The following is a 23,582-nucleotide window of genomic DNA, read 5'->3' as shown; positions in this document are numbered from 1 at the left end:
AATGTAAAATTTGTTATAAATATTCACTTAAGAGGATAATATGAGAAAAAGAGAACGGCATCAATTGATTAAAAAGATGATCACCGAAGAAAAACTTGGGACACAAAAAGAGATTCAAGATCGTTTAGAAGCTCGTAATGTTTATGTGACACAAACGACTTTGTCACGTGATTTGCGTGAAATCGGCTTGACCAAGGTTAAGAAAAATGATATGGTGTATTATGTACTAGCAAATGAGACAGATAAGATTGATTTAGTTGAGTTTTTGTCTCATCATTTAGAAGGAGTTGCAAGAGCTGAGTTCACCTTGGTACTTCATACCAAACTTGGAGAAGCTGCAGTCTTAGCAAACATTGTAGATGCAAACAAGGATGAATGGATTTTAGGAACGGTTGCTGGTGCTAATACCTTATTGGTTATTTGTCGAGACCAGCACGTTGCCAAGCTGATGGAAGATCGTTTGCTAGATTTGATGAAAGATAAATAAGGTCTTGGGAGTTGCTCTCAAGACTTATTTTTAGCAAGGAGAGACGGAAAATGGCAACAGAAAAGCTATCACCCGGCATGCAGCAGTATGTGGATATTAAGAAACAATACCCAGATGCTTTTTTGCTTTTTCGAATGGGTGATTTTTACGAGTTGTTCTATGAAGATGCAATTAATGCAGCGCAAATTTTAGAAATTTCCTTAACAAGTCGGAATAAAAATGCAGAAAATCCGATACCCATGGCGGGCGTCCCCTATCATTCTGCCCAACAGTATATCGATGTTCTGATTGAGCAGGGCTATAAAGTTGCTATAGCTGAACAGATGGAAGATCCCAAACAAGCGGTCGGTGTTGTCAAGCGAGAGGTGGTCCAGGTCATCACACCTGGGACAGTTGTCGATAGCAGTAAGCCGGATAGTCAGAATAATTTCTTGGTTGCCTTAGATCGTGATGGCAATCAGTTTGGTCTGGCTTATATGGATTTGGTGACGGGTGATTTCTATGTGACAGGTCTACTAGATTTCACGTTGGTTTGTGGGGAAATTCGCAATCTCAAGGCTCGTGAAGTGGTGCTGGGTTATGACTTGCCTGAGGAAGAAGAACAAATTCTAAGTCGTCAGATGAATCTGGTGATTTCCTATGAGAAAGAAGGTTTTGAGGACATCCATTTATTGGGTTCACGACTGGCAGCTGTGGAGCAAGCGGCAGCTAGTAAGCTACTCCAGTATGTTCACCGAACCCAGATGCGGGAATTGAACCACCTCAAACCAGTTATCCGCTATGAAATCAAAGATTTCTTGCAGATGGATTATGCGACCAAGGCTAGTTTGGATTTGCTTGAGAATGCCCGTTCAGGCAAGAAGCAAGGGAGTCTTTTCTGGCTTTTGGATGAAACCAAAACAGCTATGGGCATGCGGCTCTTGCGTTCTTGGATCCATCGTCCTTTGATTGATAAGGAGCGAATCATCCAACGTCAAGACGTGGTGCAGGTCTTTCTTGACCACTTCTTTGAGCGCAGCGATTTAACGGATAGCCTCAAGGGTGTTTATGACATCGAACGTTTGGCTAGTCGGGTTTCTTTTGGTAAGACCAATCCAAAGGATCTCTTGCAATTGGCGACCACCTTATCTAGTGTACCACGGATTCGAGCGATTTTAGAGGGAATGGAGCAGCCTGCTCTGGCCTACCTCATCGCACAGTTAGATGCCATTCCTGAGTTGGAGAGCTTGATTAGTGCTGCCATTGCTCCTGAAGCTCCTCACGTGATTACGGAAGGTGGCATTATCCGTACGGGATTTGATGAGACCTTAGACAAGTACCGTCGTGTGCTCAGAGAAGGGACTAGCTGGATTGCTGAGATTGAGGCTAAGGAGAGAGAAAACTCTGGCATCAGCACGCTTAAGATTGACTACAATAAAAAAGATGGCTATTATTTCCATGTGACCAATTCGCAACTGGGAAATGTGCCATCCCACTTTTTCCGCAAGGCAACACTGAAAAACTCGGAACGCTTTGGGACAGAGGAGTTAGCCCGTATCGAGGGGGATATGCTGGAGGCGCGTGAGAAGTCAGCCAACCTAGAATATGAAATCTTTATGCGTATCCGTGAGGAAGTCAGCAAGTACATCCAGCGTTTGCAGGCTCTAGCCCAAGGAATTGCAACGGTTGATGTCTTGCAAAGTCTAGCAGTTGTGGCTGAAACTCAGCATTTGATTCGACCAGAGTTTGGGGATGATTCACAAATCAATATCCAGAAAGGGCGCCATGCTATCGTCGAAAAGGTCATGGGAGCTCAGACCTATATTCCAAATAGTATCCAGATGGCAGAAGATACGAGTATTCAGCTAATTACAGGGCCCAACATGAGTGGGAAGTCAACCTACATGCGCCAGTTAGCCATGACTGCGGTTATGGCCCAGCTGGGCTCGTATGTGCCGGCGGAGAGCGCCCATTTGCCGATCTTTGATGCTATCTTTACCCGTATCGGAGCAGCAGATGACTTGGTTTCAGGTCAATCAACCTTCATGGTAGAGATGATGGAGGCCAACAATGCCATTTCGCATGCGACCAAGAACTCTCTCATTCTCTTCGATGAATTGGGACGCGGAACTGCAACCTATGATGGGATGGCTCTTGCCCAGTCCATCATCGAATACATTCATGAACATATCGGAGCCAAAACCCTCTTTGCGACCCACTACCATGAGTTGACCAGTCTGGAGTCCAGCTTGAAAAACTTGGTCAATGTCCATGTGGCGACCTTGGAGCAGGATGGGCAGGTTACCTTCCTTCACAAGATCGAACCAGGACCAGCTGACAAATCCTACGGTATCCACGTTGCTAAGATTGCTGGCTTACCAGCAGAACTTTTATCAAGAGCGGATAAGATATTGACTCAACTGGAGAATCAAGAGACGGAAAGTCCTGCTCCAATGAGAGAAACAAGTGCTGTTACTGAACAGATGTCACTCTTTGATACCCCTGCAGAGCATCCTATCCTAGCAGAATTAGCTAAACTGGATGTTTACAATATGACACCGATGCAGGCTATGAATGTCTTGGTTGAGCTCAAACAAAAGTTATAAAAAAATCCCACTCACATTTTTGTGAGTGGGATTTTTCTCTATTACTTTTTATGGGCCAAAAGTTGATTGATGTGGTCTACTTTTTTAGCTTCTCTTTTATAGAGAATAGCCCAGATGATGAGGTAGACAATCGCAAACTCTGGAATGAGCTGGAGATAGAAGGTCCAGTGGAAGGGGAACCAACCAGCCAGAGTTGCTAGTGGAACAAAGCCAATCAGCATGAGGAAGAAATGGGAAAGTGTGGCACGGAGCAGGCTCCAGTCACGGCTGAATAAGCGGCTGCCAAAGCTAAAGAGAACACCGATAGCTGACCAGATGACCATACAGTAGAGCAAGACTAGAGCACCGTGAACCTGATGTTGAGCCATCGCTTGGCCGATAAGAGACTCGGGACTTAGTGGGGCATAGGTATTTGGTGCATAAATGAGTGAAAAGAGGATAGAGAGGATGAGGCCGATAAGTACACCAGCGGCTGCATCGTGAAAGATTTGTTTTTTCATAGTTCTAATTTCTCCTTGATGGTTTTTAGGTAACGGCGTGAAGAGTAAGTGAAGCTTTCGTTTTTTAAGAAAATTTCAACCAGGCCGTTGGGAGTGAGTTTGAGATGAGAGATGGAATCGATATTGACGATTTCAGATTGGGAAATTTGGATAAAAGTGGTCGGCAGAATGTCAAGAACTTGATAGAGACGCAAATCAATGGTATAGGTCTGAGATGCAGTTTCTGCTAGAACCTTTCGATTCTCTATATAGAAGCGCTGAATCTTACCAATCTTAACTAGATAGACCTGATCATCAATCTTTCCTTTGATTGTTTCTTTTTGGTCAAGATTTTCTGCGAACTCGATGACTTTCTGGACTTTTTCGGTAGGCTGAGGAGTTTGGACAATCAGCTTTTCCTCCTCGTAAGTCTCCTTAATCTGTAGTTCTACTTTCATAAATTTCCCTCCTTTTCAGTTATACAAGGTTAATCTCACTTCTTGTACACCTTTATTAATACTCTTCAAAAATCAAATTCTAACCACGTCAGCGTCGTCTTGCCGTACTAAAGTACTGTCTGCGCCTAGCTTTCTAGTTTGCTCTTTGATTTTTATTGAGTATACCATTATTTTACGACCCATGGCAAGAGCTTTTGTCTATGTGGAGAGATTTGGAGTCTATGTGGTATTTGCTTTTTCTGGTAACATCTGAAATATGGTATAATAGCACTAATCAATTTCTAGGAAAATAGATACAGAAAGGGGCTGAAAGATGTCTCATATTATTGAATTGCCAGAGGTACTGGCAAACCAGATTGCGGCAGGAGAAGTGATTGAACGTCCTGCCAGTGTAGTCAAAGAGCTGGTAGAAAATGCCATTGACGCGGGTTCTAGCCAGATTATCATTGAGATCGAGGAAGCTGGTCTTAAGAAGATTCAAATCACAGATAATGGCCATGGAATTGCCCACGATGAGGTGGAATTGGCTCTCCGTCGTCATGCGACCAGTAAGATAAAAAATCAGGCAGACCTCTTTCGGATTCGGACGCTTGGTTTTCGTGGTGAAGCCCTGCCTTCGATCGCTTCTGTCAGTGTCTTGACTCTGTTGACGGCGGTGGATGGTGCGAGTCATGGGACCAAGCTCGTTGCGCGTGGGGGTGAAGTTGAGGAAGTCATCCCAGCGACTAGTCCTGTGGGAACCAAAGTTTGTGTGGAGGACCTCTTTTTCAATACACCAGCTCGTCTCAAGTATATGAAGAGTCAGCAGGCAGAGTTATCCCATATCATTGATATTGTCAACCGTCTAGGGTTAGCCCATCCTGAGATTTCTTTTAGCTTGATTAGTGATGGCAAGGAAATGACACGGACAGCAGGGACTGGTCAACTACGCCAAGCCATCGCAGGGATTTACGGTTTGGCGAGTGCCAAGAAGATGATTGAAATTGAGAACTCTGACTTAGATTTCGAAATTACAGGTTTTGTGTCTCTGCCTGAGTTAACTCGAGCTAATCGCAACTATATCAGCCTCTTCATCAATGGCCGTTATATCAAGAACTTTCTACTAAATCGCGCTATTCTTGACGGTTACGGAAGCAAACTCATGGTAGGGCGTTTTCCACTGGCTGTCATTCACATCCATATTGATCCCTATCTAGCTGATGTCAATGTGCATCCAACCAAACAAGAAGTGCGGATTTCTAAGGAAAGAGAACTGATGGCGCTGCTTTCAGAAGCTATTTCAAATAGTCTCAAGGAACAAGCCTTGATTCCTGATGCTTTAGAAAATCTTGCCAAGTCGACCGTGCGTAATCGTCAAAAGGTAGAGCAAACTATTCTCCCACTCAAAGAAAATACGCTCTACTATGAAAAAACAGAACTCTCAAAACCTAGTCAAGCTGAGGTGGCTGATTATCAGGTAGAATTAACTGATGCAGGACAAGACTTGACTTTGTTTGCCAAGGAAACCTTGGACCAGTTGACCAAGCCTGCAAAACTGCATTTTGCAGAGAGGAAGCCTGTCAGTTATGACCAACTAGACCATCCAGAGTTAGATCTAGCTAGTCTCGATAAGGCTTATGATAAGCTGGAGCGAGAAGAAGCATCCAGCTTCCCAGAGTTGGAATTTTTCGGACAAATGCACGGCACTTATCTTTTTGCCCAAGGGCGAGATGGACTCTATATCATAGACCAGCATGCAGCCCAGGAACGGGTCAAGTATGAGGAATACCGTGAAAGCATAGGTAATGTTGACCAGAGCCAGCAACAACTCCTAGTGCCCTACATCTTTGAATTCCCAGCAGATGATGCCCTTCGTCTCAGGGAAAGAATGCCTCTCTTAGAGGAAGTGGGTGTCTTTCTAGCAGAGTACGGAGAAAATCAATTTATCCTACGTGAACATCCTATTTGGATGGCAGAGGAGGAAATCGAGTCTGGTATCTATGAAATGTGTGACATGCTGCTCTTGACCAAGGAAGTTTCGATCAAGAAATACCGAGCAGAGCTAGCCATCATGATGTCCTGCAAGCGGTCTATCAAGGCCAACCATCGTCTCGATGACCACTCAGCAAGACAGCTCCTTTATCAGCTCTCTCAATGCGACAACCCCTATAACTGCCCCCACGGACGTCCTGTTTTGGTGCATTTCACCAAGTCAGATATGGAAAAAATGTTTCGACGCATTCAGGAAAATCACACCAGTCTCCGTGAGTTGGGGAAATATTAATACTCTTCGAAAATCTCTTCAAACCACGTCAACGTCGCCTTTCCGTATATATATAGATAACTGACTTCGTCAGTTTTATCTACAACCTCAAAGCAGTGCTTTGAGCTGACTTCGTCAGTTCTATCTGCAACCTCAAAACAGTGTTTTGAGCAACCTGCGGCTAGTTTCCTGGTTTGCTCTTTGATTTTCATTGAGTATAAAAATACAAAAAAATCTGGGAAAAATTTTCAAAATCAGAAAAACGCATAAAATCAGGTATTCAAAAACCTTGATTCTATGCGTTTTATCATAGAAATATTTACTTTTTTCTTCCGAATACTCGTCAAAAATCTCTTTAAACCACATCAGTTTTATCAGTAATCTCAAAATAGTGTTTTGAGCTAATTTTGTCAGTTTTGTCTGTAACATCGAAGCTGTGTTTTACCAATCTGCGACTGGCTTCCTAGTTTGCTCTATGATTTTTATAGGGTATTAAATTGCGATTTTGCCAAGTTTCTTTATTCACTTAAAAGTAGAGTCTGTTCTAAGCGTCTAACGTACGAATTAGGTTGACCATTTCAATAGCTCCTTGTGCACACTCAGAACCCTTATTTCCTGCTTTAGTACCAGCTCGCTCTATGGCTTGTTCAATTGTATCTGTCGTTAGCACACCAAACATAACTGGGATTTCGCTATTTAAACTGATTTGGGCGATTCCCTTAGATACCTCGCTACATACATAATCATAATGACTTGTACTACCTCTAATGACAGCTCCCAAGCAGATAATTGCATCATATTTGTTACTTTTTGCCATTTTTGATGCAATCAGTGGTATTTCAAAAGCTCCTGGAACCCAGGCTACCTCGATATCTTTCTCGTTTACATTCTCTCTTTTGAGATTATCTAGTGCTCCAGATAATAATTTTGAAGTTATAAATTCATTAAATCTCGCTACAACAATGCCTATTTTAATATTGTTCGCTACTAAATTACCTTCATAAGTCTTCATTTATTTTTCCTCCATATTTAAAATGTGCCCCATTCGATTTTTCTTTGTCTTTAAATAAAAACTGTCGTAAGGATTAGCTTCTATTTCGATTGGTATTCTACTGGAAATGGTAATTCCATATTTTTCTAACTGTTCAACCTTGTCAGGATTATTTGTCAGTAAATGCAGTGACTGTAGTCCCAGGTCTTTAATCATTTGTGCTCCAATGTGATATTCTCTTAAATCACCTTCAAATCCTAACGCAAGATTGGCATCAAGCGTATCCATTCCTTGATCTTGTAAATGATAGGCTTTTAATTTATTGATAAGTCCAATTCCTCGTCCCTCCTGTCGCAAGTAAAGTAAGACACCCGAACCATTCTCAGCAATCATTTTCATAGCTTTATCAAATTGCTGTCCACAATCGCACCGTAAAGAGCCTAAAACATCTCCTGTTAAACATTCAGAGTGGACCCGACATAATACATTGGTTCCATCCTCTATATTTCCCATAATAAGAGCAAGGTGATGTTCCCCATTTAGTTTATCTATATAGCTAATTGCTTTAAAATTACCGTATCTAGTAGGCATATTGACAGTTGAAACTCGTTCTACCAGCTGATCATATACTTTTCTATATTCTTGTAATTCTTTGATGGTAATTAGTGGAATGTTGTGTTTCTTAGAGAACTGAATTAAATCATCTGTTCTCATCATTTTGCCATCATGATTCATTATTTCACAACATAGGCCACACTCTTTTAGTCCTGCTAATTTTAATAGATCAACAGTTGCTTCTGTGTGTCCATTTCTTTCTAGAACACCACCGTTTTTCGCAATTAAAGGAAACATGTGTCCTGGCCTGCGAAAATCAGAGGGTCTTATATCTTCGGAGACACACATACGTGCGGTCAATCCTCTTTCCTCGGCAGAAATACCTGTGGTCGTTTCCTTATAATCAATTGAAACTGTAAAAGCAGTCTTATGATTATCTGTATTGTTTTCAACCATAGGTGAAAGCATTAATTGATTAGCTAAACTTTCGCTCATAGGCATACAAATTAATCCTTTGGCATAAGTAGCCATGAAATTAACATTTTCTGTTGTAGCTGCTTGTGCGGAACAAATTAAGTCTCCTTCGTTTTCTCTATCCTTGTCGTCTATAACAAGAACAAGTCGTCCCTTCTGCAATGCTTCTAATGATTCTTGTATTTTTCGATATTCCATTGACTGATCATCCTTTCTGCTAAAATCCATTTTGGTATAATAGTTCCTTAGATATCTCTGACTTCGGAGAGTTATCCATTAGTTTTTGCACATATTTACCTAATATATCATTTTCAAGATTTACTGTACATCCGACTTGTTTACTCTTAAGAATAGTTTGTTCCAAAGTATGAGGGATAACAGATACTGAAAAGTTTAGTTTGGAGACTTTAGCGACAGTCAGACTAATGCCGTCAATTGTAATAGATCCTTTTTCAACTATTAAATCTAAAATTTCTTTTTGTGTGTTGATTTGATACCATACAGCATTATCATCTTTTTTTATTGACGAGATTTTTCCTGTACCATCAATGTGTCCTGTAACGACGTGACCTCCAAGTCGACTGTTGACAGATAAGGCTCTTTCTAGATTTACCTCACTTCCATGTTTTAATAGTGTAAGAGCTGTTCGGCTCCATGTTTCATTCATTACATCAACTGTAAAGGATTGATGATTGAAATGAGTAACTGTAAGACAGATACCATTTACTGCTATACTATCGCCTAAATGGATATCCGTTAATACTTTTGAGGCTTTAATTGATAGTTTGCAATTACGAGAGTCTTTCTGTATTCTTTCAACTTTTCCGATTTCTTCAATTATTCCTGTGAACATGGATAAATCACTTCACTTTCTATGAGATAGTCATCTCCTATTTGAGAAAAAGCATAAGGTTTCAAGCTAATAGCGTCATTTGGCAAAGAAATACCTTCACCTCCGACAGGAAACTTGGCATTGCCTCCAAAAATTTTTGGTGCAATATATATTTTCAGCTCATCAACAATTTGTTGTTCTAAAGCACTCCAATTCATTAGACTGCCCCCTTCCAGAAGTAGGCTATCAATCTGCATGTTTCCTAGATGTTGCATTAAACTTGATAAGTCTATATGATTGCCTTTTTTCTTTATGGAAAGTATTTCACAGCCATGATTTTGATATAGCTTCATTTTATTTTTGTCTTCAGAGGAAGTGGCAATGTAAGTTTTAATATCATTTGCTGTTTTTACGATTTTAGAGGTAAGAGGAGTTCGTAAATGTGTATCGCATATGATACGGATAGGATTTTTCCCTTCCTCCAATCTACATGTCAGCAAAGGATCGTCTTGAATAACAGTATTGACTCCCACCATAATCGCACTAACATGGTGTCGTAACTGATGTACATGCTTTCTTGCCTCTTCTCCAGTAATCCATTTGGATTGATTTGTTTTAGTGGCTATTTTTCCATCCATTGTCATTGCATATTTCATAAAAACATAGGGTACATGCTGGGTAATATACTTTCTAAAACTTTTTATTAAGTTAAGACACTCATTTTCTAAAACTCCAACAGTAACTTGAAGATTATTTTCCTCAAGTATCTTTACTCCTTTTCCAGATACAATAGGGTTACAGTCTAGGCTTCCAATGACTACTCTTGTAATACCACTATCGATTATAGCGTCTATACAAGGAGGTGTTTTCCCGAAGTGACAACAGGGTTCAAGTGTTACATAAAGCGTCGCTCCGACAGGGGATTCTCTACAGTTTTTTAGAGCATTTCTCTCAGCATGTGGGCCACCAAAAAACTCATGATAACCTTGTCCGATAATGTGATTATCTTTTACAATAACTGCGCCAACCATAGGATTGGGATTGACGTAACCAGCTCCTTTTTGTGCCAATTTTATTGCTAATTTCATATATTTTGAGTCGCTCATCTCACTACCTCCAAAAAAAAATACCTTGAATAGGGGACTATTCAAGGCATACAAAAGAAAACTTATGCGATTAACAAAAATGCTCTGAAATGACAAGTAATCATTTCAGAGCACGCAAAAAGCACAAATATACTTTTATCTTCTTTCATCCAGACTATACTGTCGGCTTTGGAATTTCACCAAATCATGCCTTTCGGCTCGTGGGCTATACCACCGGTAGGGAATTGCACCCTGCCCTGAAGATAGTTATTCAATTACAAATGATTATAGTACTTAATTTTCAATATGTCAATAGATAAGCATAAATTATTTTTGATATACTGTATTTGTGATAGTCGATTCTCACTCCTCGGATAAAGAAAATATGATATACTAGATAAACGAAATAAGAGAAAAGGAAAACTATGTACGAATATTTAAAAGGAATCATTACCAAAATTACTGCCAAATACATTGTTCTTGAAACCAACGGTATCGGTTATATCCTGCATGTAGCCAATCCCTATGCTTACTCGGGACAGGTCAATCAAGAATCTCAAATTTATGTGCATCAGGTTGTGCGTGAGGACGCCCATCTACTTTATGGATTTCGCTCAGAAGATGAGAAAAAGCTCTTTCTCAGTCTGATTTCGGTATCTGGGATTGGGCCTGTGTCAGCTCTTGCTATTATCGCTGCTGATGACAATGTTGGCTTGGTTCAAGCCATCGAAAGCAAGAACATCACCTACTTGACCAAGTTTCCTAAAATTGGCAAGAAAACAGCCCAGCAGATGGTGCTGGACTTGGAAGGCAAGGTAGTTGTGGCTAGTGATGACCTTCCTGCTAAGGTGGCAGTGCAAGCAAGCATTGAAAACCAAGAACTGGAAGAAGCCATGGAAGCCATGTTGGCACTGGGCTACAAGGCGACCGAGCTTAAGAAAATCAAGAAATTCTTTGAAGGGACGACGGATACAGCAGAGAACTATATCAAGTCGGCCCTTAAAATGTTGGTGAAATAGGAGAATAATATGACAAAACGCTGTTCGTGGGTTAAGATGACCAATCCGCTCTACATCGCCTACCACGACCAGGAGTGGGGGCAGCCCCTCCATGATGACCAAGCATTGTTTGAGTTGTTGTGTATGGAAACCTATCAGGCAGGCCTGTCTTGGGAAACGGTGCTCAACAAACGCCAAGCTTTCCGAGAAGCCTTTCATGGCTATCAAATTCAAGCGGTCGCAGAGATGACCGACACCGAATTGGAAAACTTGCTGGATAATCCAGCCATCATCCGAAATAGAGCCAAGATTTTTGCTACACGCGCTAACGCCCAAGCCTTTCTACGATTACAGACAGAATATGGCTCTTTTGATGCCTATCTTTGGTCTTTTGTTGAGGGGAAAACGATCGTGAATGATGTTCCTGACTATCACCTAGCACCTGCTAAAACAGCCTTGTCTGAAAAATTAGCTAAAGATCTAAAAAAACAAGGTTTCAAGTTCACAGGCCCAATTGCCGTTTTATCTTTTCTTCAGGCTGCAGGTCTGGTTGATGACCATGAGAATGATTGTGAGTGGAAAAACGGAAATTAGTGAGTGCAGGCGTTTAATTATCTGAGAATATATAAAAAAGCTGAGAAATTCCTCTCAGCTTTTTATACATACTATTAGATTTGTTAAAGTGAAGTCAAAAAAGTGATTCCACCTAAAATAACACCAGCTGAATTTGGAATGATTAGTATCCAATCCTTCTTAGGTTCTTTTGTCCATCCATAAATAACCCAAATTAAACAAGATACTGCTGCGGATAAAGGCTGGAATGGTTGAGCTTTGTTGCCTTGTAAATTGGCAAAAATTTGTGGGATGTAGGCGATAAATACAATAATTCCAATAAAGGCCCCGATTGAACCGACAATTCGATTAATTTTTTGTTTTGTCATATATACCTCCTTTAAAAAGATATCATAGAAATTAGCGAAATGCAATAAATTCAGACACAAATTGTAACGAAAATCAATACAAAAGCACAAAAATGGAGAAATTGTTTATTTTTCGTTATAGTCAAAGCGAATGACTTGCTCTTTTGCATCCACATAAGCATAGACGCCAAAGGGCACAATAGCTCTTGGTGTGGCGTGCCCAACGTTTAGATTATAGACAATCGGGATATTGCTATCAATGATGTCCATTAGTGCCTCCTTATAGTCGTCATAGAAGGTTTCATCCATAGGTTTCCCGACCAAGAGTCCACTGATGACCTCAAATACCCCAGTTTCTTTCAAAGCCTGTAACATTCTTTTGAAGTCTTCCGGTTCAGGCTTTTCTTCACTTGTTTCTAGCAAGAGGATCTTTCCTTCCCAGTCGGATAAGTCAGGGAAGAGTTTGTATTTTTGGCAGAGCTCCGTGCTGTCTGCGTATCGAGAATTGTCAAAGATATCATAGAGGGACTCAAGACAACCACCGAGGATTTCTCCCTCAAACTGAGCATTTCCTTGTAACAAGTCAAAGCCTGTATTTACATGACTGATACGAGCTGTTCCCAGAGCCTTGGGACTAAAGTCAGTTCGTTCTTCATACCAAAGGTTGCTAGGGCGGATTTCTGAGATTCTCCCAGTCTCGATCAGTTCTTTAAAGTAGTGAAGGCTATAGGATAACATCTCCTTGTCCAATTCACAAATGTCTGCTAGAAAGGATTGTCCATAAAAAGTCTTGATTCCTAGTTTATGCAACATAAGGTGGTTCATAGTAGTATCCGAGAAACCAAGAAAAATCTTTTGTTTGATAACTTTTTGTAGTTGGTCATTTTCAAAAAGATAAGGTAGCAAGCGATAGGTATCATCTCCACCGATGGCGCAGAGGATCATGTCGATGCTATCGTCCGAAAAGGCCTGCATCAAATCCTCTGCACGCGCCTCAGGATGGTCCTTGATAAAGTCTAATCCTTTTTGCGAATGAGGCAAAAAGATAGGATTGAGTCCCAGATCCTTGAGACGCTGGAGACCCAAATCGACTTCGTGTTTGACAAAATCCTCTCCGATAACACCACTAGACAAACTAACAATACCAATAGTAGAAGTCATATCTCATCCTCCTAGAAATAGATTGATACTCTTCGAAAATCAAATTCAAACCACGTCAGCTTTGCCTTGCCGTACTCAAGTACAGCCTGCGGCTAGCTTCCTAGTTTGCTCTTTGATTTTCATTGAGTATGAGCCTATTTTATCACAAAAGATGAGAGAAAACTATAAGAATGAGACTCAGAAGTTCTGTCGGATATCAAGAAAGCAAGTGAAAAAGCAACCGCCTGTGCAGTTGCTTTTCGTTTTTCTAATCTCTAATCTCACTAGATATGAGTTACTTGGTCAACTCTTGATTATAGGAGAGAGCTAAATCAATCCAGTAAGGAAGTTCTTTTTGACCTTCGATATCTAGGTCTATATAGCCATGATAAGGCCTCCCTCTCATCAATGTAGTATGAGCTCCTGTTCGGGGTAGAACTTGCTTTTCTATTTCTTTGCCAATTCTCACCATAACCAGCTCGTCCTTTCTGGAACTGACTGTAAGGACCATTTTCCCACGAATCATAAAGGCAAGACCACCAAACAGCTTCTTTTCTTCTAGCTCTTCTTCGAAAATTTGGGGAGGAAGTTTGAGTGCTAGGATTTTTCGAATCTGCTGAGCTAAGGATTGACTATATGCCATAGCTTTTCACTTTTCTTAATAACGTGATGGGCCCGCGCTTGCACTTCGGATATTGAAACGTTTCTTGAGATAGAAGCGAAGGGCGAGAAGGGCTGCTCCCAGGATAGCCAAAGGCAGTGGAGCAAGGATTGGATTGAGGTTGGCTGGTAGGAAGCTTGTTGCGAAGAAGACAGCCAACCAGAGAAGCATAGCAGCGAGGATGACGAGGATTGATTTCCAGAAAGGAGGGCGCTGGCTACGATCTGTGTCTGGTCCATAATACTGGTAGACAAAGTAGTACATCAAGTAGAAGGCCACCCCTCCGACAAGTCCAACCAACAAGAGGGTAATCAAACCATAGCCAATAGCCTGGTCTGTAGAGAAAAAGTTGGTCAGAGCGCTAACCAGTGCAAAGAGACTGGTGATAAAAAGGGCTGAGTCCATAATCATGAGTTTTGGATCATCATTTTCTTTTGGATGCTCTTTTTCGTACTGTTCCTTAACTGTAAAGCTATGAGCCCAGTGAGTTGGAGCGCCGTAGAGGGAACGAGCTGTCGTTCCTTTGGTTTGCTCCTCAAGGATTTTAGGAATAACTTCCTCAAAAACAGCCTTGATTTCAGCATCTGTTTTGCCATCTTTGATAAATTGCTGGGTAGCAATATGGATAAACTCTTGGTTTTTTTTGGTTAGTTTTTGTAAATCAATCTGAGACATAGGGATTCCTCTTAGAACCATTTTTTATGGATGAGATAGAGAGTGAGTGAAACACTCATAGCAAAAGCGATAAAGACGATTAACCAGAAGGCGTGAGGCTCGCCGTTCAGAGGGATTTCATTATCCTTAAAGTTCATCCCGTAGGCTGAAAAGATCATGGTTGGGACAGACATAACGATGGTCACGAGAGCCAGAGTCTTCATGATGTTGTTCTGGTTGTTGGAAATGATAGAGGCAAAGGTCTCTGTCATAGAGTGAAGGACGTTTCCATAGATATCTGCCATCTCAATGGCCTGTTGGGTTTCAATCAGGGTATCTTCGAGTAGGTCTTCGTCTTCTAGGTATTTCTTGATATTGCTGGTTGCGCTGGTCAATTTCTTAATCACGCGCTCGTTCGTCTTAAGTGAGGCCTTGAAATAGACGATGGTCTTTTCCAATTCCATGAGCTCGATCAGTTCTTCGTTTCGAGTAGATTTGTGAAGTTGACTTTCGATCTGTTCACTCTTACGGTCGATTGAACGGAGGGCCGTAAGGTAGAGCTCTGCATTTCGGTAGAGAATCTGGAAGATAAAGCGTGAACGCATAAAGGTGTAGAAGTTGCGCAGTCTACGGTTGATAAAGACATCGAGAACGGGGAGGGATTCCAAGCAGGTGGTGATAATGGTTTCCTCGGTGATGATAATCCCCAGCGGAATCGTAACGTAGTAGGTACGATTGTTTCTTTCCTCTGTGATGGGAACGTCCACGATGATCAAAGTATACTCGTCTTCGATGGTAATACGGGACATTTCTTCCGCATCGAGCGGTGCTCGAAGGTCTGCAATGTCAATGTCGAAGGCGTTAGCGATTTCCAACGATTCATTTTGTGTAGGATTGACGAGGTTGATCCAAGTACCCGGTTCGAGCGTGTCGATCTCTTTAAATTCAGTTGTTGTTGAGAGAAAAACTTGTTTCATATCCTCTATCCTTTCCTACTATTCAGTAATTCATTTTTTGCACCGTACTATTATACTATAAAAACAGCTTTTTGGGTAATAGAATTTCACATTTTTTGGTATAATGGAAAGCAATAATGGACTAGAAAGATCAAAGATGCAAGATAAAATTGTGATTCATGGGGCGCGTGCCCATAACTTAAAAAATATCGATGTGGAGATTCCAAGAGACAAGCTGGTCGTCGTAACGGGCTTGTCAGGTTCAGGGAAATCCAGTCTGGCCTTTGATACCCTCTATGCTGAAGGTCAACGTCGCTATGTGGAGAGTCTATCTGCTTATGCCCGTCAATTTTTGGGCAACATGGAAAAACCAGATGTAGATGCCATTGATGGCCTCAGCCCAGCTATTTCCATCGACCAAAAAACGACTAGCAAAAACCCGCGCTCGACCGTTGGAACGACGACTGAAATCAATGATTATTTGCGTCTCCTCTACGCACGTGTGGGGACGCCATACTGTATCAACGGGCATGGGGCTATCAAGGCTTCTTCTGTGGAGCAAATTGTGGATAAGGTTTTGGAATTGCCAGAACGCCAACGTCTGCAAATCTTAGCTCCTGTCATTCGTAAGAAAAAAGGGCAACACAAGAGCGTCATTGAAAAGATTCAGAAAGACGGTTATGTCCGCGTCCGTGTGGATGGGGAAGTTTATGATGTGACCGAAGTGCCAGAGTTGTCGAAGAGCAAGCAACACAATATCGATGTCGTGGTAGACCGTATTGTCATTAAGGAGGGCATTCGTAGCCGTCTCTTTGATTCCATTGAGGCTGCCCTTCGTATCGCAGAAGGTTATGTCATTATCGACACTATGGACGATTCTGAGTTGCTCTTCTCTGAGCATTATGCCTGTCCAGTTTGTGGATTTACTGTTCCAGAGTTAGAGCCTCGTCTCTTCTCTTTCAATGCTCCTTTCGGCTCTTGTAGTGAGTGTGACGGTTTGGGTATCAAGCTAGAAGTGGATACTGATTTGGTAGTGCCAGACGCCAGCAAAACTTTGCGTGAGGGAGCCTTGGCACCTTGGAATCCTATCTCATCTAACTACTATCCAAACATGCTAGAGCAGGCCATGACAGCCTTTGGAGTAGATATGGATAAGCCTTTTGAAGACTTGTCAGAAGAAGATAAGAACTTGATTCTTTACGGCTCAGATGGCAGGGAATTCCATTTCCATTATGAAAATGAATTTGGTGGTGTGCGCGATATCGACATTCCTTTTGAGGGAGTTGTCAATAATATTAAGCGTCGCTACCACGAGACTAATAGTGATTACACTCGCACCCAGATGCGTCTTTACATGAATGAGTTGACTTGCGGGACTTGTCACGGTTATCGTCTCAATGACCAGGCCTTGTCTGTACGTGTGGGAGGTGAGCAAGGGCCGCATATCGGTGAAATATCAGACTTGTCTATCGCAGACCATTTGGAGTTGGTCAGCCAGTTGACTCTTGCTGAAAACGAAGCCATCATTGCTCGTCCCATTCTCAAGGAAATTAAGGACCGTTTGACCTTCCTCAATAACGTTGGGCTCAACTATCTGACCCTATCTCGTTCGGCAGGAACCCTTTCAGGCGGGGAGAGCCAGCGTATTCGCTTAGCAACCCAGATTGGGTCCAACCTATCAGGTGTCCTATATATCCTGGATGAGCCGTCCATCGGTCTCCACCAGAGGGATAATGACCGCCTGATTGCTAGTCTGAAAAAGATGCGTGACTTGGGCAATACTCTCATCGTGGTGGAACACGATGAAGATACCATGCGCGAGGCGGATTACCTGATTGACGTTGGTCCGGGTGCCGGTGTTTTTGGTGGAGAGATTGTTGCTGCAGGAACACCCAAGCAGGTGGCCCGTAACAGTAAGTCTATTACAGGCCAGTACTTGTCAGGTAAACGTGCCATTCCAGTACCAGAAGAGCGCCGTGCTGGAAATGGTCGCTTTATCGAAGTGACAGGAGCGCGTGAGAACAACTTGAAAAATATTACCGCTCGCTTCCCATTAGGAAAATTCATCGCAGTGACAGGGGTGTCAGGTTCAGGGAAGTCGACCTTAATCAACAGCATCCTCAAAAAAGCCATTGCCCAGAAGCTCAATCGCAATTCAGACAAGCCTGGTAAGTTTAAAACTATCACAGGGATTGAGCATGTAGACCGCTTGATTGACATTGACCAGAGCCCTATCGGACGGACTCCAAGATCTAACCCTGCTACCTATACGGGAGTTTTTGACGATATACGTGACCTCTTTGCCCAGACAAATGAAGCTAAGATACGAGGCTACAAAAAGGGCCGTTTCAGTTTCAACGTCAAGGGTGGCCGCTGTGAAGCCTGCTCAGGTGACGGGATTATCAAGATTGAAATGCACTTCTTGCCAGATGTTTACGTGGCTTGTGAAGTCTGTCATGGAACACGCTACAACAGTGAAACCTTAGAAGTTCACTACAAGGAAAAAAATATCTCGCAGGTTTTGGACATGACGGTTAATGACGCAGTCGAATTTTTTCAACACATTCCCAAGATTCAACGAAAACTTCAGACTATCAAGGATGTAGGGCTGGGCTATGTGACCTTAGGACAACCAGCTACAACCCTTTCAGGGGGAGAAGCCCAGCGTATGAAGTTGGCTAGTGAACTCCACAAACGCTCGACAGGTAAGTCCTTCTATATTCTGGATGAGCCGACTACAGGACTTCATACGGAGGACATCGCCCGTCTGCTCAAGGTTTTAGCACGTTTTGTAGACGATGGCAATACAGTTCTCGTCATCGAGCACAATCTAGATGTGATCAAGACTGCAGACCATATCATCGACTTGGGACCTGAGGGCGGTGTCGGTGGTGGAACCATCATTGCAACAGGAACTCCAGAAGAAGTAGCGGCCAACGAAGCCAGCTACACAGGGCAGTATTTGAAAGGAAAGTTAAGATAAGATTTAAAAGGCTCTGCTTTTCAGGCAGAGTCTTTTTTATAATAAATCACGAATTTTTTCTTTTATAAATGGGTTAAGAGAATAGTGTTTATCCAGATATTCTAGGAGTGCTTGAGCAGACTCAGAAATGCGTTCGTAACCTTGCAAAAAGTGAGGCAATTGCTTGGCTTCCTTTGGATAACCTTCTTCAAATCGTCTGTTGGTATTAAAGATATCTATAAAATTAGATTTAGAAGTTGTTTCCAAACTGATTAGTTCAGCCCAAAGCTTGACGGATCTGTTTTGTATTAAATCATAAGCAGCTAATTTTTCGCCTCGCTGATAGCGACTTAGCCCTAAATATAGATTACATAAAATTTCTCCCAACAGCCATTCACGGTCTCTGTTTTCTTTTGATGGCAGTCTTTGTGGCTGACAGATTGTTTCATCAAAACCGACCTCCTTCCAGATAATCTTGCCTTCAGAGAAGGGAATGTTTACTAGTTCGTGAGCTTCAAAGACAGCAAATTCACAAAAAACATCATCTTCAAATAGAACTTTATGTCCGTCCACTGTATTTTGGTAGTGAAATGCAATTGGTTCTAGCTTACTTAACCAGGTTAGGTCTTGGATATAGGTCTGCTTGTAGCCATCTTTTACAATAACAAAGAAGTCTAAATCTGAGTACTGATCCAATCGTTCTCTTTCTGTTCCGCAAGAACCAAGTGCCAGCAAAGCTAGTGCTTGGTTCGAATCTTTTAGAGACTGACCAATCTCATCTAGTCTTTGTAACAGCAATTCTGTTTTATTCATATCGATACCTCGTTCTTTCTTGTTTAACAGAAATTATACATTAAGCGCTTTCAAATGTCAATTTTATCTAATCCTAGCTATATAGATTGTATTATTTTCGGTATTTTTTTGCTATAATAAATTAAATCATTTTACGGAGGTTTTCTCATGTTATCAAGAGTTGAAAAATTTGAAGCAGCATTGGCTCAGACAGAATGCGATGCTGTCTTAGTAACCAATCTGAAGAATATTTACTATCTGACTGGTTTCAGCGGGACAGAAGCGACGGTTTTCATCAGTAAAAAGCGCCGAATTTTCCTGACGGATGCGCGCTATACCCTGATTGCTAAAGGAGTGGTTGAGGGCTTTGATATTGTTGAAACGCGAGATGCGGTTGGTGAAATTGCCAAAATCGTTGCAGACGACAAGCTGGAAAAAATTGGCTTTGATGACGAGATTTCCTATGCTTACTTCAAGATGCTGGAAAGTGTGTTTGCTGGTCATGAGTTGGTGCCGATGACAGGCTTTATCGAAAATCTGCGGATGATCAAGGATGAGCAAGAAATCGCCACCATTCGCAGGGCCTGCCAGATTTCGGATCAAGCCTTCCTAGATGTACTTGATTTTATCAAGCCCGGTGAGACGACTGAGCTAGCCGTTATGAACTTTTTAGATGCCCGTATGCGCCAGCTAGGTGCTTCAGGTGCCTCTTTTGACTTCATCATCGCTTCGGGCTACCGCTCTGCTATGCCACATGGCGTGGCTAGTGACAAGGTCATTCAAAAGGGTGAAACCCTGACCATGGACTTTGGTTGCTACTACAACCACTATGTCAGCGATATGACGCGGACAGTTCATGTGGGGCAGGTGACAGATGAAGAGCGGGAGATTTATGATGTTGTCCTGCGCAGCAATCAAGCCCTCATAGATGCAGCCAAGGCTGGTCTCAGTCGAATTGATTTTGACAGGATTCCTCGTCAAATTATCAACGATGCAGGCTACGGTCCTTACTTCAGCCACGGGATTGGACATGGGATTGGTCTGGATATCCATGAAATTCCTTACTTTGGCAAGTCAGAAGAGCCAATCAAGGCTGGCATGGTCTTGACCGATGAGCCGGGCATCTATCTGGATGGAAAATACGGGGTGCGTATCGAGGATGATATCTTGATTACAGATACAGGTTGCGAATTATTGACCCTTGCTCCGAAAGAATTAATTGTTATCTAAGAAAAATGAGATAAATCATTGACTTTTACTATTGAAAGGTTTATACTGATAGGCGAAAACGGTAGGTGAGGCTACCATAGGGATACGGATGACTACCGCAAAGCAGTGGAGACACTACTCGTTGGTCAACAGTCCTGGTCGCGAAGGTCAAGACTAAGCTCATTACATTGCCCTATGGAGTTAAAGCTTGAACGAAAACAGATAATGAGTTTTTAGTCCTACCATTTTATGGTGGGATTTTCTACTGTTTTAGAACAAGGAAAGGAGACAGACGATGCAAATTGACGATCATCCAGAACCGCACATACACAGCCAATCGCTGATTTGTGTCGTTCTGCCCTCATAAAGTGATTGGTCTCTGTGTATGAAACACATCATTCATACAGATAGGAGAAACCAATGAAAACTACAAAAGAAAGATTAGCAACAGCTATTCAAACATCATTAAAAGATAGTCTCGCTTTTTATCATACAAGTCTAGATGGACTGGCCCAAGAACAAGTTGAAGAAAACCGTGATCTTTATGGCGAAAATACTATCACTAAGGGTCAAGAGGATTCAATCATTAAAAAGATTTACGAGTCTATCATCAATCCATTCACAATAATTTTGCTTGTGATTGCCTTCATTTCTCTCGTTACAAACGTCTGGCTTGCCAAACCTGGTCAAGAAGATCCAACGACATCTATCATTATCGTTGTCTTAATTTTGATTTCAGGAGGTATCCGTTTTGTCCAAGAGTTGCGAAGTGATAAGGCAACAACCAACCTTTCAAAATTGATTGTCAACACTGCAACGGTTATTCGGGAAGGTCAAGTGCAAGAATTACCGATTGATGATTTGGTGGTAGGAGATATTGTGAAATTAAGTGCAGGGGACATGATTCCTGCAGATGTCGTCTTATTTGAATCACGCGACTTTTTTGTCCAACAGTCAGGTTTGACTGGAGAAAGTGATGCGGTCGAAAAAATTGCTTTAGAAAAAGTGCAACAACCCTCATTGGATAGTTTGCTAGAATCTGAATCCCTCGCTTTTATGGGAACAAATGTCATATCTGGTAGTGCAAAAGCGATGGTTTTGGCAGTTGGTGATCATACTATGATGGGAGCTATCGAACAGACTCTGAATACCTATGATGAACCAACTTCTTTTGAACGTGAAATGAACACCGTTTCATGGTTGCTCATTCGATTAATGCTGGTCATGGTTCCCATTGTATTTTTCGCCAATGGTTTGACAGACGGTGACTGGTTGGAAGCAGGCGTCTTTGCACTTAGTGTTGGTGTGGGTCTTACACCAGAAATGTTGCCGATGATCATTACAGCTAGTCTAGCAAAAGGTTCTATCATCATGGCTAAAGAAAAGGTTGTGATTAAAAAACTCAATGCCATACAGGACTTAGGTGCCATCGATATTTTATGTACAGATAAAACAGGGACTTTAACTCAGGACGAGATTGTGTTGGAATATCCTTTGGATATCCATGGAGATTTGGACCTTACTGTCTTACGTAGAGCTTATCTAAATTCTTATTTCCAAACAGGTTTAAAGAATCTGATGGACCGAGCTATTATCAAACGGACAGAAAAAGAAGCGAAAGAACACAGCCTTCTACAAAATCTAGATCAAACATTTCAAAAAATTGATGAACTTCCCTTTGACTTTGGACGTAGACGGATGAGCGTCATTGTAAAAGATGATGAGGGGACTGTTAGTATGGTGACCAAGGGAGCCTTAGAAGAAATGCTCACGATTTCATCTCGTGTAGAGTATCATGGCGAAATAACTCCTTTGACGGATGCCATTCGTGCAGAAATCTTAGCAGAAGTCGGACAATTAAATAAACAAGGGCTACGTGTCTTAGGGATTGGCTATAAGACGGATATACAAGAAGGCTATAGTTATACAGTCAAAGATGAAAAGGATATGATCCTGACCGGTTATCTTGCCTTCTTGGATCCACCAAAACCTTCAGCGGCACCTGCAGTCAAGGCTTTACTTGAACATGGTGTTAAAACTAAAATTTTAACTGGGGATAATGAAAAAGTAACGCAAGCCATCTGTGAGAAAGTTGGTTTGGACATTGAACACATCCTTTTAGGGGTAGATATCGACCAAATGTCAGATGAGCAGTTGGCAGAAGTGGTTGAAAGTGTAACAGTATTTGCTAAATTGTCTCCTGACCAAAAAGCTCGCATCATTCTACAGCTAAAAAGAAATGGTCATGGTGTTGGTTATATGGGAGATGGTATTAACGATGCTCCATCTATGAAGGTGGCAGATGTTGGCATTTCCGTTGATACTGCAGTAGATATTGCCAAAGAGACTGCTGATGTCATTTTGCTAGATAAGGATTTGATGGTGCTTGAAAAAGGGCTGGTTGAAGGACGAAAAGTCTATGCTAATATGACCAAGTACATTAAGATGACAGTTAGTTCAAACTTTGGGAATATATTCTCTCTTCTAGTTGCAAGTATCTTCTTGCCATTTCTACCAATGTCTCCTGTTCATCTAATTGTCCTAAACTTAGTTTACGATTTATCTTGTGTGGCCTTGCCGTTTGATAATGTGGATCAAGACTTCCTAAAACAACCCCATACATGGGAAGCAAAATCCATTACCCGATTTATGGTTTGGATGGGGCCTATCTCATCTATCTTTGATATTTTGACTTTTATCTTCCTTTACTTTATCATTGTTCCATTGATGACAGGACATGATTATGTTCATGGGTCTGAATCAGCCCTTCAGTTTATTATCTTTTTCCAAACAGGATGGTTCATCGAATCTATGTGGTCTCAAACAATGGTCATCCACATGCTTCGTACAGCAAAAGTTCCTTTTGTACAGAGCAGACCAGCTTGGCTTGTGATTTTGATGACTTTAGTTGCTGCCTTTTTTGTAACCAGTCTACCTTATGGACCGCTAGTACATATCCTTCGTTTAGCTCCATTGGGACTGCCTTACTTCTTGTTCTTAATCTGTATTATTTTCTTGTATATGTTTAGTGTCACAGTTATTAAGAAATTTTACATTAAGAAGTACAAGGGATGGCTATAGTTTGTGATTTGTCAAGAAAAA

The 23,582-nt window shown here is 41.7% G+C and carries 20 protein-coding genes and 2 riboswitches; of the genes, 8 read left to right on the top strand and 12 right to left on the bottom strand.

The window, feature by feature from the left end:
- Positions 1-40: 40 nt before the first annotated feature.
- Both argR and mutS read left to right on the top strand, forming a co-directional pair.
- Entirely contained in the window at positions 41-487 is a 447-nt protein-coding gene (gene argR, locus I2H52_RS07040) for an arginine repressor (RefSeq protein WP_001231483.1), read from the top strand.
- A gap of 50 nt (positions 488-537) precedes the next feature.
- Positions 538-3,072, top strand: a complete 2,535-nt coding sequence (gene mutS / locus I2H52_RS07035) for a DNA mismatch repair protein MutS (RefSeq protein ID WP_195594832.1) — start codon at positions 538-540, stop codon at positions 3,070-3,072.
- A 41-nt stretch (positions 3,073-3,113) separates the two neighbouring features.
- Here mutS and I2H52_RS07030 read toward each other — a convergent pair whose 3' ends face one another.
- Both I2H52_RS07030 and I2H52_RS07025 read right to left on the bottom strand, forming a co-directional pair.
- Positions 3,114-3,572, bottom strand: coding sequence for a DUF3021 domain-containing protein (locus I2H52_RS07030; RefSeq protein ID WP_049500057.1), 459 nt, complete (start codon positions 3,570-3,572; stop codon positions 3,114-3,116).
- Positions 3,569-4,009 carry a LytTR family DNA-binding domain-containing protein gene (locus tag I2H52_RS07025; protein WP_049550191.1) on the bottom strand — a complete coding sequence of 147 codons (441 nt, stop codon included), beginning with the start codon at positions 4,007-4,009 and terminating at the stop codon, positions 3,569-3,571. Before I2H52_RS07025 ends, I2H52_RS07030 begins: the two co-directional genes overlap by 4 nt.
- Positions 4,010-4,322: 313 nt before the next feature.
- Here I2H52_RS07025 and mutL point away from each other — a divergent pair, with 313 nt between their 5' ends.
- Entirely contained in the window at positions 4,323-6,272 is a 1,950-nt protein-coding gene (gene mutL, locus I2H52_RS07020; RefSeq protein ID WP_195594831.1) for a DNA mismatch repair endonuclease MutL, read from the top strand.
- 523 nt (positions 6,273-6,795) lie between these two features.
- Here mutL and ribE (I2H52_RS07015) read toward each other — a convergent pair.
- Genes ribE (I2H52_RS07015) through ribD form a run of 4 tightly spaced genes read right to left on the bottom strand, consistent with a single transcriptional unit; the run spans position 6,796 to position 10,209 of the window.
- Positions 6,796-7,263, bottom strand: a complete 468-nt coding sequence (gene ribE, locus I2H52_RS07015) for a 6,7-dimethyl-8-ribityllumazine synthase (RefSeq protein ID WP_000860624.1) — start codon at positions 7,261-7,263, stop codon at positions 6,796-6,798.
- Positions 7,264-8,469 carry a bifunctional 3,4-dihydroxy-2-butanone-4-phosphate synthase/GTP cyclohydrolase II gene (locus I2H52_RS07010; protein WP_025169579.1) on the bottom strand — a complete coding sequence of 402 codons (1,206 nt, stop codon included), beginning with the start codon at positions 8,467-8,469 and terminating at the stop codon, positions 7,264-7,266.
- Between the two features lie 19 nt (positions 8,470-8,488).
- Positions 8,489-9,124 carry a riboflavin synthase gene (gene ribE, locus I2H52_RS07005; RefSeq protein WP_061588592.1) on the bottom strand — a complete coding sequence of 212 codons (636 nt, stop codon included), beginning with the start codon at positions 9,122-9,124 and terminating at the stop codon, positions 8,489-8,491.
- A complete protein-coding gene (gene ribD, locus I2H52_RS07000) occupies positions 9,109-10,209 on the bottom strand; it encodes a bifunctional diaminohydroxyphosphoribosylaminopyrimidine deaminase/5-amino-6-(5-phosphoribosylamino)uracil reductase RibD (protein WP_045617813.1) in 1,101 nt (366 codons plus the stop codon). Before ribD ends, ribE (I2H52_RS07005) begins: the two co-directional genes overlap by 16 nt.
- 133 nt (positions 10,210-10,342) lie before the next feature.
- Positions 10,343-10,457, bottom strand: a riboswitch (FMN riboswitch).
- 156 nt (positions 10,458-10,613) lie between these two features.
- Between ribD and ruvA the strand changes: the two genes are divergently transcribed.
- Positions 10,614-11,207 carry a Holliday junction branch migration protein RuvA gene (gene ruvA, locus I2H52_RS06995; protein WP_033584805.1) on the top strand — a complete coding sequence of 198 codons (594 nt, stop codon included), beginning with the start codon at positions 10,614-10,616 and terminating at the stop codon, positions 11,205-11,207.
- 9 nt (positions 11,208-11,216) lie between these two features.
- On the top strand, positions 11,217-11,780 hold the full coding sequence (locus tag I2H52_RS06990; RefSeq protein WP_033584807.1) for a DNA-3-methyladenine glycosylase I: 564 nt from the start codon (positions 11,217-11,219) through the stop codon (positions 11,778-11,780).
- Between the two features lie 83 nt (positions 11,781-11,863).
- On the opposite strand, the gene I2H52_RS06985 is transcribed toward I2H52_RS06990, so the two are convergent.
- From I2H52_RS06985 to I2H52_RS06965, 5 genes are all read right to left on the bottom strand, one after another.
- A complete protein-coding gene (locus tag I2H52_RS06985) occupies positions 11,864-12,127 on the bottom strand; it encodes a SemiSWEET family transporter (RefSeq protein ID WP_033585832.1) in 264 nt (87 codons plus the stop codon).
- A 105-nt stretch (positions 12,128-12,232) separates the two neighbouring features.
- Positions 12,233-13,267, bottom strand: a complete 1,035-nt coding sequence (locus I2H52_RS06980; RefSeq protein WP_045617810.1) for a S66 family peptidase — start codon at positions 13,265-13,267, stop codon at positions 12,233-12,235.
- Positions 13,268-13,541: 274 nt separating this feature from the next.
- Positions 13,542-13,889, bottom strand: a complete 348-nt coding sequence (locus I2H52_RS06975; protein WP_000331822.1) for a TfoX/Sxy family protein — start codon at positions 13,887-13,889, stop codon at positions 13,542-13,544.
- A gap of 15 nt (positions 13,890-13,904) precedes the next feature.
- Positions 13,905-14,582 (bottom strand): DUF1129 domain-containing protein, encoded by a 678-nt coding sequence (locus I2H52_RS06970; protein ID WP_045617808.1) that lies wholly within the window; start codon positions 14,580-14,582, stop codon positions 13,905-13,907.
- A gap of 11 nt (positions 14,583-14,593) precedes the next feature.
- Entirely contained in the window at positions 14,594-15,538 is a 945-nt protein-coding gene (locus I2H52_RS06965) for a magnesium transporter CorA family protein (RefSeq protein ID WP_000815620.1), read from the bottom strand.
- A 136-nt stretch (positions 15,539-15,674) separates the two neighbouring features.
- Between I2H52_RS06965 and uvrA the strand changes: the two genes are divergently transcribed.
- Positions 15,675-18,500 carry an excinuclease ABC subunit UvrA gene (gene uvrA / locus I2H52_RS06960; RefSeq protein ID WP_045617807.1) on the top strand — a complete coding sequence of 942 codons (2,826 nt, stop codon included), beginning with the start codon at positions 15,675-15,677 and terminating at the stop codon, positions 18,498-18,500.
- 36 nt (positions 18,501-18,536) lie between these two features.
- On the opposite strand, the gene I2H52_RS06955 is transcribed toward uvrA, so the two are convergent.
- Positions 18,537-19,292: a hypothetical protein gene (locus I2H52_RS06955; RefSeq protein WP_045617806.1), complete on the bottom strand. Its 756-nt coding sequence runs from the start codon at positions 19,290-19,292 to the stop codon at positions 18,537-18,539.
- A 147-nt stretch (positions 19,293-19,439) separates the two neighbouring features.
- On the opposite strand from I2H52_RS06955, the gene I2H52_RS06950 reads away from it, so the two are divergent.
- Complete coding sequence (locus tag I2H52_RS06950) at positions 19,440-20,501, top strand: M24 family metallopeptidase (RefSeq protein ID WP_045617805.1); 1,062 nt, start codon at positions 19,440-19,442, stop codon at positions 20,499-20,501.
- Between the two features lie 53 nt (positions 20,502-20,554).
- Positions 20,555-20,708: riboswitch (M-box (ykoK) riboswitch) on the top strand.
- Positions 20,709-20,900: 192 nt separating this feature from the next.
- Positions 20,901-23,561, top strand: coding sequence for a magnesium-translocating P-type ATPase (gene mgtA, locus I2H52_RS06945; protein WP_195594830.1), 2,661 nt, complete (start codon positions 20,901-20,903; stop codon positions 23,559-23,561).
- Positions 23,562-23,582 lie beyond the last annotated feature (21 nt).

Source organism: Streptococcus oralis (assembly GCF_015561235.1).
In the GTDB taxonomy this organism is placed as follows: domain Bacteria; phylum Bacillota; class Bacilli; order Lactobacillales; family Streptococcaceae; genus Streptococcus; species Streptococcus oralis_BK.
The sequence above is the reverse complement of the archived record's forward strand: the minus strand, read 5'-3'. Positions and strand labels throughout refer to the sequence as shown.

What these genes read in the sequence shown, in the direction of transcription:
- argR (WP_001231483.1), top strand. Translation starts at nt 41, where the DNA reads ATGAGAAAAAGAGAACGGCATCAATTGATTAAAAAGATGATCACCGAA.
- mutS (WP_195594832.1), top strand. Translation starts at nt 538, where the DNA reads ATGGCAACAGAAAAGCTATCACCCGGCATGCAGCAGTATGTGGATATT.
- I2H52_RS07030 (WP_049500057.1), bottom strand. Translation starts at nt 3,572, where the DNA reads ATGAAAAAACAAATCTTTCACGATGCAGCCGCTGGTGTACTTATCGGC.
- I2H52_RS07025 (WP_049550191.1), bottom strand. Translation starts at nt 4,009, where the DNA reads ATGAAAGTAGAACTACAGATTAAGGAGACTTACGAGGAGGAAAAGCTG.
- mutL (WP_195594831.1), top strand. Translation starts at nt 4,323, where the DNA reads ATGTCTCATATTATTGAATTGCCAGAGGTACTGGCAAACCAGATTGCG.
- ribE (WP_000860624.1), bottom strand. Translation starts at nt 7,263, where the DNA reads ATGAAGACTTATGAAGGTAATTTAGTAGCGAACAATATTAAAATAGGC.
- I2H52_RS07010 (WP_025169579.1), bottom strand. Translation starts at nt 8,469, where the DNA reads ATGGAATATCGAAAAATACAAGAATCATTAGAAGCATTGCAGAAGGGA.
- ribE (WP_061588592.1), bottom strand. Translation starts at nt 9,124, where the DNA reads ATGTTCACAGGAATAATTGAAGAAATCGGAAAAGTTGAAAGAATACAG.
- ribD (WP_045617813.1), bottom strand. Translation starts at nt 10,209, where the DNA reads ATGAGCGACTCAAAATATATGAAATTAGCAATAAAATTGGCACAAAAA.
- ruvA (WP_033584805.1), top strand. Translation starts at nt 10,614, where the DNA reads ATGTACGAATATTTAAAAGGAATCATTACCAAAATTACTGCCAAATAC.
- I2H52_RS06990 (WP_033584807.1), top strand. Translation starts at nt 11,217, where the DNA reads ATGACAAAACGCTGTTCGTGGGTTAAGATGACCAATCCGCTCTACATC.
- I2H52_RS06985 (WP_033585832.1), bottom strand. Translation starts at nt 12,127, where the DNA reads ATGACAAAACAAAAAATTAATCGAATTGTCGGTTCAATCGGGGCCTTT.
- I2H52_RS06980 (WP_045617810.1), bottom strand. Translation starts at nt 13,267, where the DNA reads ATGACTTCTACTATTGGTATTGTTAGTTTGTCTAGTGGTGTTATCGGA.
- I2H52_RS06975 (WP_000331822.1), bottom strand. Translation starts at nt 13,889, where the DNA reads ATGGCATATAGTCAATCCTTAGCTCAGCAGATTCGAAAAATCCTAGCA.
- I2H52_RS06970 (WP_045617808.1), bottom strand. Translation starts at nt 14,582, where the DNA reads ATGTCTCAGATTGATTTACAAAAACTAACCAAAAAAAACCAAGAGTTT.
- I2H52_RS06965 (WP_000815620.1), bottom strand. Translation starts at nt 15,538, where the DNA reads ATGAAACAAGTTTTTCTCTCAACAACAACTGAATTTAAAGAGATCGAC.
- uvrA (WP_045617807.1), top strand. Translation starts at nt 15,675, where the DNA reads ATGCAAGATAAAATTGTGATTCATGGGGCGCGTGCCCATAACTTAAAA.
- I2H52_RS06955 (WP_045617806.1), bottom strand. Translation starts at nt 19,292, where the DNA reads ATGAATAAAACAGAATTGCTGTTACAAAGACTAGATGAGATTGGTCAG.
- I2H52_RS06950 (WP_045617805.1), top strand. Translation starts at nt 19,440, where the DNA reads ATGTTATCAAGAGTTGAAAAATTTGAAGCAGCATTGGCTCAGACAGAA.
- mgtA (WP_195594830.1), top strand. Translation starts at nt 20,901, where the DNA reads ATGAAAACTACAAAAGAAAGATTAGCAACAGCTATTCAAACATCATTA.